General features: G+C 45.5%; 13 protein-coding genes. 5 read left to right on the top strand and 8 right to left on the bottom strand.

Features of this window, described 5'->3' with window-relative positions; all coding sequences use genetic code 11:
• Window positions 1–159: 159 nt before the first annotated feature.
• Complete coding sequence (locus CE058_RS17380; RefSeq protein WP_163144324.1) at window positions 160–1674, bottom strand: BCCT family transporter; 1515 nt, start codon at window positions 1672–1674, stop codon at window positions 160–162.
• A gap of 208 nt (window positions 1675–1882) precedes the next feature.
• Between CE058_RS17380 and CE058_RS17375 the strand changes: the two genes are divergently transcribed.
• The 3 genes from CE058_RS17375 (at window position 1883) to CE058_RS17365 (ending at window position 4603) form a co-directional block, all read left to right on the top strand.
• Complete coding sequence (locus CE058_RS17375) at window positions 1883–2545, top strand: DNA alkylation repair protein (protein ID WP_163144322.1); 663 nt, start codon at window positions 1883–1885, stop codon at window positions 2543–2545.
• A gap of 89 nt (window positions 2546–2634) precedes the next feature.
• Window positions 2635–3492 carry a Cof-type HAD-IIB family hydrolase gene (locus CE058_RS17370; protein ID WP_048009481.1) on the top strand — a complete coding sequence of 286 codons (858 nt, stop codon included), beginning with the start codon at window positions 2635–2637 and terminating at the stop codon, window positions 3490–3492.
• A gap of 25 nt (window positions 3493–3517) precedes the next feature.
• Window positions 3518–4603 carry a PQQ-dependent sugar dehydrogenase gene (locus CE058_RS17365; protein ID WP_163144321.1) on the top strand — a complete coding sequence of 362 codons (1086 nt, stop codon included), beginning with the start codon at window positions 3518–3520 and terminating at the stop codon, window positions 4601–4603.
• A 24-nt stretch (window positions 4604–4627) separates the two neighbouring features.
• On the opposite strand, the gene CE058_RS17360 is transcribed toward CE058_RS17365, so the two are convergent.
• From CE058_RS17360 to CE058_RS17350, 3 genes are all read right to left on the bottom strand, one after another.
• On the bottom strand, window positions 4628–5278 hold the full coding sequence (locus tag CE058_RS17360; protein ID WP_035328111.1) for a TetR/AcrR family transcriptional regulator: 651 nt from the start codon (window positions 5276–5278) through the stop codon (window positions 4628–4630).
• A 68-nt stretch (window positions 5279–5346) separates the two neighbouring features.
• Window positions 5347–6375 (bottom strand): ABC transporter permease, encoded by a 1029-nt coding sequence (locus CE058_RS17355; RefSeq protein ID WP_163144319.1) that lies wholly within the window; start codon window positions 6373–6375, stop codon window positions 5347–5349.
• A gap of 1 nt (window position 6376) precedes the next feature.
• Window positions 6377–7096 (bottom strand): ABC transporter ATP-binding protein, encoded by a 720-nt coding sequence (locus CE058_RS17350; protein ID WP_048009478.1) that lies wholly within the window; start codon window positions 7094–7096, stop codon window positions 6377–6379.
• 204 nt (window positions 7097–7300) lie between these two features.
• On the opposite strand from CE058_RS17350, the gene CE058_RS17345 reads away from it, so the two are divergent.
• Together CE058_RS17345 and CE058_RS17340 are read left to right on the top strand one after the other, a co-directional pair.
• Window positions 7301–8023, top strand: a complete 723-nt coding sequence (locus CE058_RS17345; RefSeq protein WP_048009477.1) for a Crp/Fnr family transcriptional regulator — start codon at window positions 7301–7303, stop codon at window positions 8021–8023.
• A 74-nt stretch (window positions 8024–8097) separates the two neighbouring features.
• Entirely contained in the window at window positions 8098–8532 is a 435-nt protein-coding gene (locus tag CE058_RS17340) for an SRPBCC family protein (protein ID WP_035328102.1), read from the top strand.
• Window positions 8533–8558: 26 nt separating this feature from the next.
• Here CE058_RS17340 and bshB2 read toward each other — a convergent pair whose 3' ends face one another.
• The 4 genes from bshB2 to CE058_RS17320 all read right to left on the bottom strand — a co-directional run bounded on the left by bshB2 (window position 8559) and on the right by CE058_RS17320 (window position 12695).
• Window positions 8559–9224 (bottom strand): bacillithiol biosynthesis deacetylase BshB2, encoded by a 666-nt coding sequence (gene bshB2 / locus CE058_RS17335; protein ID WP_048009502.1) that lies wholly within the window; start codon window positions 9222–9224, stop codon window positions 8559–8561.
• Between the two features lie 30 nt (window positions 9225–9254).
• Window positions 9255–9602, bottom strand: coding sequence for a YojF family protein (locus tag CE058_RS17330; protein ID WP_048009476.1), 348 nt, complete (start codon window positions 9600–9602; stop codon window positions 9255–9257).
• A 176-nt stretch (window positions 9603–9778) separates the two neighbouring features.
• Entirely contained in the window at window positions 9779–10606 is an 828-nt protein-coding gene (pdxK, locus tag CE058_RS17325; protein ID WP_048009475.1) for a pyridoxine/pyridoxal/pyridoxamine kinase, read from the bottom strand.
• 190 nt (window positions 10607–10796) lie between these two features.
• Entirely contained in the window at window positions 10797–12695 is a 1899-nt protein-coding gene (locus CE058_RS17320) for an N-acetylmuramoyl-L-alanine amidase (RefSeq protein WP_053071340.1), read from the bottom strand.
• Between the last annotated feature and the right edge of the window lie 84 nt (window positions 12696–12779).

Here is a 12779-nt window from a genome sequence, read left to right as displayed (position 1 = left end):
TCGGACACAAAAAGAGAAAATTGGCGCTCCAGAGTCAGAACCCAACCCAGCTTCGGACACAAAAAGAATAATTCCGTGCCCCAGAGTCCGAACCGCCAGCTCCCCAAACCTCCGCTAATAAAAACAAAAAAACAGACCTCCTCCCAGAGGTCTGCCCGGTTATTTTTTCTGCCTGACAGGTATCGTTTCCCTGCGCAGCATTTTCAATAGCGATATGCACATAAAAATCAGGATAATGGTGAATGGAAGCGCCGATACCAGCGAGGCTGTCTGCAGGCCCTCGAGTCCGCTGCTTAACAGCAGGACTGCGGCAATGGCTCCCATTAGCAAGCCCCAGACAATCCGCGGGAAAAGCGGAGGGTTCAGGGTGCCGTTAGCGGTCATAACGCCCAGGATATACGTTGCGGAGTCAGCTGATGTAATTAAGAATGTTAAAATCAGCAGAATGGACAGCACTGAAACCAAAAAGCTGAAAGGCAATTGGTTATAGGTCTGGAATAACGCAGAAGTCACATCATTGTTAACGGCCTCTGCAATCTGTGTGCCGCCGAATAAATCAAAGTGCAGCGCTGTGCCGCCAAATACGGCAATCCACACAAGTGCGATTAATGGAGGAACAATCAGGACGCCGACAACAAATTCGCGGATCGTTCTCCCCCGGGAAACACGGGCAATAAAGGCTCCGACAAAAGGGGACCAGGCAATGGCCCATGCCCAGTAAAAAATCGTCCAGTCGCGGATCCATGTGCCTCCCTTGTAGGGGGTCAAGCGCAGGCTTAACTTAATAAAACTTGAGATATAGTCGCCGATTCCAAGTGTAAAAGTATTTAAAATAAACACAGTCGGACCGGTAACCAGTACAAAAATCATCAAAGCCAGTGCCAGTCCGAGATTGATGTTGCTCAAGTATTTGATTCCTTTATCAAGGCCTGTCGAGGAGGACAGCAGAAACAAAGAAGTCATTACCGCAATAATCAGAATTTGAGTCATAGTGCTCTGCTCTATGCCGAATACTGCGTCAAGCCCGCCGTTAATCTGCAGAATGCCCAGTCCAAGCGAGGTCGCCACCCCCATGACTGTGGCAATAACAGCCAGGATATCAATGACCTTTTTCAGCAGGACAGGATCTTTTTTCTTGCTGAACAAAGGAGTTAAAGTGGTAGAGATCAGTCCGTTTTCTCTCCTTCTGAATTGGAAATACCCCATGGACAGTCCCACGATCGTAAACACTGACCATTGGCTGACTCCCCAGTGGAAAAACGAGTAGCCCATCGCCTCGCGGGCCGCTTCTGCTGTTAAAGGATCCATGCCTTCCCTTGGCGGAGTGAAATAATGGCTCATAGGCTCGGCAATTCCCCAGAAAACCAATCCAATCCCAAACCCTGCACTGAATAACATCCCAATCCATGTGAAAAATGGATAATCCGCTTTATCTTCATCATTCCCCAGCTTGAGGCGGCCATATTTGCTGATAGCCAGAAAGATACAGAATAAGACAAAAAACAAGACCGAAATTAAGTAAAACCAGCCAAATGCGTATGTAGTAAAATTGAAAGCTTTTGTTGCAGCACTGGCGAACAGATCAGGAGCCAGGGCCCCAAGTAATACTAAGAATGTTATAACTACGGCTGAAACCCAAAATACACTGTTTATACTGCCGGATTTATCATTCAATAAAATCCCCCCTAAATATGTGAATCACATTTGTATTTTGGCCTTCTTTTCTGTCTAATCATTCAATGGGATTTGTAAAATGCAGGTAAAATGGGATTAAATAGAAGAGGAATAGCTGTCCGAAAACGGAGAAAGCAACAAATCTCTACCATACCTTACCCTTAACATGATGACATAAACCCATTTTGATGTAAAAAGGAGTGCTCATATGGATATCCAATTATTAACCGAGCTTTTTGAAGAAAACCGGGACACAGAAAAAGCGATTCCCATGCAAAACTATATGAAAAACCGCTTTTCCTTCCTGGGAATCAAGGCACCTGAAAGAAGAGCCCTGTTAAAGGAATACTTCAATCAAACAGGCCTGCTGAAGCAGGCGTTTAATCCGGCATTTGTGGAGGCCTTATGGGACATGGAGGAGCGTGAATACCAGGCTGCCGCCCTTGACTACATAGGGAAATTCACCAGGAAACTGGACAAGAGCCATCTGGCATTAGTCGAAAAGCTGATTACATCAAAATCCTGGTGGGATACTGTTGACATGCTTGCCGCCCATGCAGTGGGCGCCATCGCGGCCAAAAACCCGGAAATCATCCCCGGAAAAATAGAGGGATGGGCGACCAGCGAAAACATGTGGCTCCACAGAACTGCTATTCTATTTCAGCTGAAATACAAAGCCAGCACAGACGAAGAGCTGCTATACCGCTTCATCCTCCTAAACAATGACAGTAAAGAATTCTTCATCCAAAAAGCTATCGGCTGGGCTCTCAGGGAATACTCGAAAACAAATCCAGAGTCAGTAAAAAAGTTTATTGAATCAAACACACTTGCAAAATTGAGCATCAGGGAAGGGAGCAAGTATGTAGGCTAAGAAGAGCAATTATTTAAAATAACCCTAAGAACATGATAGAATGGCAAATAAGTTTTTCAGAAAAATACTACAGCCAGAAGGTGAATCTAATGATCAAATGCATTGCCAGTGATATGGACGGAACGCTTTTAACCGCCACACAGAAAATAACGCCTGAAAATTTAGAAGCTATTAAAGCCGCACAGGAAAAAGGAGTTGAAGTGGTCATCGCGACAGGGCGCTCCTACTTCGAAGCAAGCTTCGTCCTCGATGAAGCCGGCATTTCCTGCCCGATAATTTGCGCAAATGGGGCAGAAGTAAGAGCCTCAGATGGGAAGGTCGTGTCCTCCAGCCCGCTCGATAAGGTCCTGGCCAAAAAAGCAGCCTATATCCTTGTTCAGAACAATGTTTATTTCGAGGTATACACCAACCAGGGTACATATACCATTGATGAAGACCGCGGTGTGTCCATTATTGTCGACATCTTTTTAAGCGGAAATCCGGAAGCGGATATTGATGAAGTGACCAAAGCGGCGGAAGAGCGCTTTACAAAAGGGCTTGTTCATAAAGTGAACAGCTATGATGAGCTTTTCAACAGTGACGAGCATCAAATTTACAAGCTGCTGGCCTTCTCGTTTGAACCGGATTTTCTCGTCTCCGCGAAAGAAGATCTGCTGAAGCTTGAAGGCATGGCCGTAAGTTCATCAGGGGATGAGAATCTGGAGCTGACAAGTGTAAACGCCCAAAAGGGAATTGCCCTTGAAGCTTTTGTAAAAGAAAAAGGAATCTCGCTTTTGGAAACCATGGCCATTGGCGATAATTATAATGATTTGTCCATGTTCAAACGCGCAGGAAGATCGGTTGCCATGGGAAATGCCGACGACATCATTAAAGCACAGTGTGATGCGGTAACATCCGCAAATGAAGACAGCGGTGTTGCCAAGGCAATCTGGGAAGTCCTGAAGTAGAATTTCAAGGGAGGCTGAAGGCTGGATGAAAAAGGTGTTAGGTTTAGGGCTGCTCGTTTTGGGCCTGCTGGCCGGGTGTTCTAGTGCAGGAGAGAATGATAACGGGAAGCAAATCGAGGATCAGGAGGCCAGCCTTCCTGCCGGTGCAGAGCCGGAAATACTGGCAGATGAGCTCGATATTCCCTGGTCCATTGCCAAAACGGGCGAAACCTTTTACATGACCGAAAGACAAGGAAGCATTGTGAAGGTCGAGGACGGCAAGAAAGAACGCCAGAAGGTGGAGCTTGCAAAAAAGCTTTCTACCGCCTCTGAAGCAGGCTTGCTGGGCTTTGTGCCGGCACCAGATTTTCCACAATCAAACGAAGCGTACGCCTATTACACCTATGAAAACACCACAGGACAGTTTAACCGAATTGTCATTCTCAAGCATCAGGATGGAACCTGGAAAGAGGACAAGCTTTTGCTTGATAAAATCCCAAGCGGTCAGTACCATCATGGCGGCCGGCTTGAAATAGGCCCTGATGGAAAGCTTTATGCGACTGCAGGAGATGCTGCGACCGATCCGGAAATTGCCCAGAATGTGAATTCCCTCGGAGGAAAGATCCTAAGAATGAATCTGGACGGCAGCGTACCTGCTGATAATCCGTTCAGCGGATCTTATGTCTATAGCTACGGCCACCGCAATCCGCAGGGACTTGCATGGGCGGAGGATGGGACTTTGTATGAAAGTGAACACGGCCCATCAGCCAATGACGAAATCAATAGGATCCTTCCAGGAAAAAATTACGGCTGGCCCGTCATAAAAGGCACCGAGAAGAAAGAAGGCATGGAATCGCCGCTGTTTACCTCCGGTGATGACGAAACCTGGGCTCCGTCCGGGATGGCCTATTATAAGGGCAAGCTTTACACCGCCGCCTTAAGAGGCAGTGCTGTTCTGGAGTTTGATCTGGAAACGAAGAATGTCAGGAAGATTGTGTCTAATTTAGGCAGAATCCGCGATGTCTTCATTGAAGGGGATGTGCTTTATTTTATCAGCAACAATACAGACGGACGAGGCAATCCGCTTGAGAAGGATGACAAGCTTTATAAAATTCAGCTTTCGGAAATATAAGAAGCCTGGCAGCAGTGCCAGGCTTCAGTTTTTAGCTGAAAGTCCATGCATGATGAATTGAATGGTCAGCTCGATTTCTTTTTCATCATCCCAGTCGGCTTCAGGCAAAATTAAATACCTCGCGATAAGAAAGCCGAATATCGACGTAAAAGTCATTCGGACGGCACTGTAGGGAGGGATATCAATAATTTGCCCTTTTTTCTGATAGTATTCAGCCAAACTGGCAAAACGATCGAATACCTTCATGGCAATATGCTCTTTAAACTGTTCCTTGAGTTCGGGGTGGAACGGAATTTCCTGGATCAGGATCTTGATAAGAGGCATATTGTTTTTAAGGAACTCGATCCGGTTTTCCATCATGGCTCTTAAAAAATCTTCAAAGTGTTCATATTCATGATTGATGACTTTATATAAATCTTTAATAACGAACGGAGCAATCAGCTTTGCCATCATCGGCGAAACGATCCCCATCAGCAAATCCTTTTTGGTTTTATAGTGCCTGAAGATGGTTCCTTCGGCTACTCCTGCCTTCTTGGCGATTTCGCTTGTCGAAGTGGCGGCATAGCCCTTTTCAGAAAACGATTCAATCGCAGCCATGATAATTTTCTTCTGCTTCTCCGTAAGCTTTTCTTCTTCCTGAAATAACTCTTCTAAAATGGAATCCTGCTCTGGCATGGTAAACTCCTTTATACGTGCAAAATCTATAGCTTTATTATAAAGGAATGAAATTATAAAAAGAAATTTTATATTTTCCGGTACCTTCTTAAAGCAGCGATATTCAGAACCATAAAGAGCAGGGAGAAAGCGAGCAGCATCAGCAGATCTTTATAAATCATATCCCATCCAAAGCCTCTTACCATTACATTTCGTAATGCTTCAGCCGCGTAATATAAAGGTGTGAAGGGGCCGACCCAGCTGAGCCACTCTGAAATGGTCTCAAGATTGAACAGCCCCGAGAAAAAGATCTGCGGAACCACAATAAGCGGAATGAATTGAATCATCTGCAGCTCATTGTTGGCAAACGAAGACAGCAGGATTCCCAGAGTCAATGCTGTCAGCGAAAGGAGCAGTGTGATCAGAAGGACATAGCCAAAAGAGCCTTCCATCAGCATGCCGAGTACATAGATCGCATACCAGGCGATAATGGCAGCCTGGATCATCGTGAAAATTCCAAATCCCATGATATATCCCGTAACAATTTCCCATTTCCTGAGCGGACTGGTCAAAAGCCGTTCGAGTGTTCCGGTGGTCCGTTCCCTTAAAAAAGATACGCCGGCAATCAGGAATACAAAGAAAAAGACAAAGAATCCAAGCAGCACCGGCCCGAAATAATCAAACTGCCCCATGTCCTCTGAGCCGAATAAATAATCGGCTTTTACTTCCTGATTCCCGCCATTTGGCTGCAGTGGCTTCAATGCACCCTGAACCCATCTCATCACAGCTCCGTTTACACTTGGGTCACTGCCTTCGAGAACCACTGACGGCGGCATTTGATCAAACACCAGATACGCATCCAGTTTCTTGGCTGATAAGTCCTTTTTCGCGAGCTTCTCTGTTTCATAGTGTTCGAGTTTAGCATGTTCCAGGTTAAGCTGAGTCTCTATTTTTTCAGGCAGATCCACGAGGCCGACTTTTGGTGTATATTCATCTCCGTTAAACACAAGATGAAGCATGCTCATGACCAGGATCGGAGCAAGGATCAACAGAGCCATCGTCCGTTTATCTCTTACAATCTGGCGCAGTATTCGAATAACCAGTGCTGTAATCCTCATATTAAGCACCTCCATATGCCAGAAAGGCATCTTCAATAGTGGCCGCGCCTGCTTGCTGCATTAATTCTTCGGGTGTCCCGGCTGCAATGAGCTGTCCGTCTCTAATCATGCCCAGCCTGTCGCACTTTCCTGCTTCATCCATGACATGAGTGGTCACCAGGATGGTGGTCCCTTTCTCCTTCAGGCTTTTAAAAGATTCCCAGATGCTTTTTCTGAGGACGGGATCAATTCCAACAGTAGGTTCATCGAGAATGAGGAGACCGGGACTATGCAGAAGGGAAATGGCAAGGGAAAGTCTTCTCTTCATACCCCCTGAATAGTCGGAAACCATTTTATGAATGTGGTCTGTTAATGAAACCAATTCCATAACCTCATCCATCCGCTGCCTTTTTTCCTTGCCGCTTAACCCATACAGCGCTGCAAAGAAATCCAGATTTTCCTTTGCTGTTAAGTCGGTGTACAGAGCATCGGATTGGGCCATGTAGCCGATTCGTTTGATCAGGTCCAGTCTGGGCATTTTTTCGCTGAAAATATAATTTTCACCCTGTGCGGGCTCCTCCAGGCCTGCCAGCTGTTTAACAAGCGTCGTCTTTCCTGCTCCGGATGGGCCGAGCAGGCCGAAAATCTCACCTTCATAAATTTCAAGACTGATGTCTTTTAGAACTTGCTGCTTTCCGTAATTTTTAGATACATGTTGAATGGAAACGATTGGACTATTCATTTGTTCACTCCTTTTTAAAAAGTGAGTAATCACTCACTATAATCATAAATGAACCACTAACTATTTGTAAAGTGAGTAATCACTCATTTTGTTTAAACGTGCTAATATTCTGCATGAGATGATCGTTTTGTGAGTTAAGTCACTTCATCCCAATCCGTACTTAGCTAGAATATTTCTTAAGAATGGTAAAAGCGGGGGATGGGAATGGAATATGAAAAGCAGGATCATAGGCCGTTAATCAACGAATTTTTAGGCAAGATTGAGATTTTTAAAGAGCTCCCCATTGAATCTCTAGAGCGGATCGATAATCGAATTATTAAGAAAGCTTATTTAAAAGGCGAAAGAATTATGTCTGAATATGAGGTTGCCAAAGGAGTTTACTTTGTGCACTCCGGAATTGTGAAGCTGACGAAGCAGGATGAACATGGAAATGAACTGATTGTCTGCATTAAGAAAAAGGGCGAGATTTTTGCTGAAGCCAACCTCTTTAACCAGGAGGGCCATACGTATCCTGCGACAGGTACAATGGTGCAGGATGGTGAGATCTATTTTCTGAATACTGATGAACTGGAGCAGGAGCTTCTGTATTCACCGGAAATGGCCGTACAGATTATCCGCTATATGAGTGAATCTCTGCGTGATATGACCTCCATTATGAGGGATATTGCGCTGCTTGATGTGTATACGAAAACAGTCCGGACTTTGGAAAGGCTCGCGGAGAAGTTCGGCGCCAACTACTGCAACCGGATGCACCTTGAGCTCCCCATAACCGTCCAGGAATTCTCCACCCTTGTTGGGACGTCCCGGGAAAGTGTCAGCCGTGTTTTTTCCAGGCTGAAAAAGGAAGGAATCATCGAAATTACAGGCAGGAAAATCGTTATTGTGGACTGGTGTAAATTTTGCTCCCTTTACCGCCAGAAGCTGTAGGGAACCGTCTTTACTCCAGCCTGCTTTTTTGTTATATAATAGAGTCATAGACTTATGATTCTGAGGTGCAAAGCATGGCTGATTTTCGTTCGAGTGAGATTATCAATAAACCTGTACATGAAGTATTTGATTATATGATTAAGATGGAAAATGTCCCTGAGCTTATGCCGTTTGTCGTGAAAGTGGAAAAACAGACCGAGGGTGAGACCGGTAAAGGAACAAAGTTTGTTGAAACACGCATGGTCAGAGGGAAAAAGATCAGCGCGGATGTTGAAATCATTGATTTTGAACAGGACAGAACCTATACCACCCGCAGCAATGCCAATGGACTGATCACAGAATATAAATATGATTTTCATGAAATAGAAGAAGGAACCCAGGTGGAGATGGAAGCAACCGTCAAAACCAGCGGGCTCGTAGCCAGATTGACGAAGCGTTTCATCGTGAATATTGTGAAGCGGGAAGACGGAAGCCAGCTTCAGTATTTGAAGGAAATGATGGAGAAGTAATAAAAAGGGAGCGAGAGGCTCCCTTTTTATATTTTATAAGTCCAAAAGCGCTCTTTATACATTCTTGCCAGTACTTCCGGATCCTGATTTTTAATGCTTTCTTCCATGTTTGCTGCCATCAGCTGTGTCTGGGAGGCATGAGCCTTAATGGCTGCGATCTTCCGGTCGATAACCGCACTTACATCATTGACCACATCGGCCTGGCCGATTTCTTCCTCACAGTTATTGGAGAATGCCACACAGTGAACCTTCGGACGCTTGTCAGCAGGCAGCTCTTTTACCGCACGGATGACGGCGGCTCCTGTCGCGTCATGGTCGGGGTGCACAGCGTATCCCGGGTAGAACGTAATAATGAGGGAAGGGTTCGTCTCGCCGATGATGGCTCCAAGCCTATTCGCAAGCATTTCCTCATCTTCAAATTCGACGGTTTTATCCCGGTACCCCAGCATTCTTAAATCCTGAATGCCCAGAACCCTGGCTGCTTCCTCCAGCTCTTCTTTGCGGATTTTCGGCAGGGTTTCTCTGGTGGCGAAAGGGGGATTTCCCATATTGCGCCCCATTTCTCCAAGCGTCAGGCATGCGTACGTGACAGGTGTGCCATTATCGATATGTAAGGAAATCGTTCCTGATACGCCAAATGCTTCATCATCCGGATGAGGGAAGATGACGAGTACATGTCTTTCCTTTTCCATCATGGTCGTGCTCCTTTCATTTCATGTCCTTTATTCAAAAGGAGTTTCACTAATTTGCAGGGCGACTGCCAGCTTGCCGCTGAAATCATGGCCGGCTAAAAGGAGCCTGTTTTCTTCATCCACTTCAAAGTGGGTAATTCCTTCAGCATACACCCAGCCAAAATTCATTTTCAATCCAACCCGGTAAGGGCCCTTGCCGGTGACCTTTCCATGTTCATAAACCAATTGGGCATTGCGGATGTAGGCGCCTGAAGAAAAGAAGGTTTCATCAAAATGGGAAGCGTATGCCCCATTCGTTGTTTCCAGGTGAATAAAGACCTCTTTCCCGGCAAGGCGGTCGATCTCCTTTTGCACTTGTTCCATTACTGCTGGTTCCATTTTTTTAGTCCCCCTTTCATATTATCTTTCTGTTTATCTTACTAAAAAAAGGAATGAAAAGCGAAAAAGTAATCTCATCGTGGACCGCTAAATTAATATTGCGAGAATTTATTTTTATCTGCTAAACCGCCCATAGCCAAAAGAACAGAGCCCGCCCGGACTCTGTTCCCTCATTTTTATTCTGATTCAGTACGGCCTGCGCCATATTTGCGGTATGCACCCGGCATGGTCGGGCCAACATACTCATTTAGTTGGAAGCCATGGTTGATGGCCGCAGTAATGAAGTCCTTTGCGGTTTGAACCGCTTCTTTAACAGACTTGCCTTTTGCCATTTCTGCTGTGATGGCAGAAGAGTAGGTGCAGCCTGCACCATGAGTGTAAGTCGTTTCAACGCGTTCGCTCTCATAAAGAGTGAACTCTTGTCCATCATAGAGAAGGTCGACGGCTTTTTCGTGCTGAAGCTTGCTGCCGCCCTTGATTAATACATACTTCGCGCCAAGTTCATGAATTTTAACAGCCGCTTCTTTCATGTCTTCAACTGTTTTAATCGGACCTGTTTTAGCCAGCTGCCATGCTTCAAACAGGTTTGGTGTGACAACTGTTGCAAGCGGGACAAGCAAATCTCTTAATGCTTCGTTCAATTCAGGATGAATCGGCTCATCTTCGCCCTTGCAGACCATGACCGGGTCGATGACAACGTGATCCAGGCTATTTTCCTTAATGGTCTTTGCGGCAATCTTAATCACTTCTTCAGAACCGAGCATGCCTGTTTTCATTGCATCGATTCCTGTCGAGATAATCGTTTCGATCTGTGTTTCCAGAATATCTGTAGAAATCGGGAACACGTTGTGGCTCCAGTTATTTTTAGGATCCATCGTCACGATCGTAGTCAGCGCAGTCATTCCGTAAACGCCAAGCTCCTGGAATGTCTTAAGGTCAGCCTGGATGCCGGCGCCGCCGCTCGTATCCGAACCTGCAATGGTCATTACTTTTTTCATTGTCATATGCCTAATTCCTCCTTGCTGATATCTTTTACTAATTATAACAATAATTGAAAAAGGGAAAAACTATAACGGACCGATTAGATGATTTCTCAGCATTAAGGTGTCCGCTATTGTTTTCAAAAATACAAAAGAGATCAATGAAACAAAAAAGGAGCTATTCCTCAAAGAAGAATAACTCCAGGTCAGTGTTTTAATTTACAACTTCTACATCGCTTTTCTTCACGAATCCCAGACGATGATTGTAAAAAATCTGATAGTATTCATCATTCCCCTTTACAACCTTATTTGTAGCCGGGTCATTATAATACTTCGCATGATAGTAATCGGACTGAATTGGTGCTGTTGCTGTATAGATTTGGCCAGCCGGCATCTGGTATAGAACCTGTGCTTTTCCTCTTGCCCATTCCGCAATTCCGGCCTCTTCGTAAGCTGCGTCGTCAGGATAGGCGGCACCATATACAGGTATGGAATCAAGCCCTTCTTTTGGCGTGATGAGGGTCCCGCTGCCTGGGACGCTATTTTTATTGTTCGGATTATAGAACCAGGCTTTTTGGCCGGCGTAGTAAATAGCTGTCCAATCGCCTTCCTGCCCGGCTTTATAGAAACTCTGTCCCATCGCAGCTTTATTGCCCCAGTCATTAATATTTCTTGTGCTGGTGCCGCCAGGATGAAGCAGGGGATCACTGACCAATGGTGCCTCAAAGCTGGGTTCGCTGTATAAATGAATCAGGCTTGAAGACTCAGGTTCCTGTTTAATTCCTCTATACGTAAAGTCTGGCTGATTTGTATTGAAATTTGGGCGGATTGTGACGATATTACTGTCTTTGTCTCCGCTGCTTGGATTAATGGAAGCTCCAAGAAGGTCGAAAAAGTGTCCCCAATCCCAATAAGCGCCCGGATCCCAGTGCATGCTCCTATGTTTTGCTGTTGTTAAGCCAGGTATCTCATCATGGCCGATAATGTGCTGTCTGTCCAAAGGAATGTTAAATCGGTCTGAAAGGTATCTTACAAGTTTTGCGGTAGAGCGATACATTTGCTCACTGTACCAGTCAGCGCCTTCTGCAGCATATCCTTCATGCTCCAATCCGATCGAATGCATATTAAAATACCAGTTTCCTGCATGCCATGGCACATCTTCAGGACGTACCATCTGGGTGATTTTTCCGGTCTCTGAATCTATGACATAGTGTGCACTAACGTAGGACGGATTCTGGAAGTGGCTGATGGCGGATTCAGCCGTGCCCTCAATATCATGAATAATAATATAGCGAATATCTAAATCGTCCTTTGGCCGATTGGCGATATCGTAGTTGCCGTAATTACTTGTGCTGCTCGAAAATTGCTTATAAGCAGCAGGAATGAAAGTGCAATCAAGGCCATTTGGACAGTCGGTATTTGTGTATTTGGTGTTGCGAAGAGGGATAGTGCCAGCTGTAGTCTTATTTGGTGTAATTTCCTTGGCGTTTAATACGACTCTTTGTCCATCAAGGTTTTTTCTGGCAGCACCTTGCTGAATGGTCTCAAAGACTTGATCTGCAAAGTCCTTAGCGATGACTTCCTGATCTGTTCCGCTGTATTTAACGACGGCACCGTACCAGTCTGCTTCATCGGAAGGAAGTTCCCCTGTCGTTTGGCGTGCAAACTCTGCTAAAAGAGCTGCCCCGCCCCGGATATTTTGTTCAGGGTCTTTTTTTAAGGCTTCCGGATCTTCATTTAGAAGATTTGCGGCTGTTTTAAGCATGCTATTTTCATTATCCAAAGCCGCAATGATTCCGTCGTCATGCTTGCCCCTGGCGCTCATGTCGGCTGGCAAGTCTGCAAGATTCATAATGCCATAGCCTCCGACCTCACTATGGCCTTCATGGTGCTCCCAGCGTGACTGGTTATAAGCGACGGCGAGAAGGACAGATTCAGGTACTCCAAATTCCTTCGCCGCTGTTTCAAAAGCCTTTTGCAGGTGGTGCGCTTCATTGCTGTTTTCTGTTGAGGCTGCAGAAGTTGCGCTTGGTGTAAAGTCAGCGGGGATAGCCAAGAGGCTTGCGGTTAAGGAGAACGTTAAAATGGCTGATGATAGCTTTTTAAATCCCAATGTATTCCCTCCCGTATATAGAAATATAGGGAGTTCTTTCTAATAACTGAAGGGTTATACCTGCACAATACATGTCAAATGATT

The organism is Bacillus sp. 22-7 (assembly GCF_010628845.1).
Taxonomy (GTDB): domain Bacteria; phylum Bacillota; class Bacilli; order Bacillales; family Cytobacillaceae; genus Cytobacillus; species Cytobacillus firmus_B.
The sequence above is the reverse complement of the archived record's forward strand: the minus strand, read 5'-3'. Positions and strand labels throughout refer to the sequence as shown.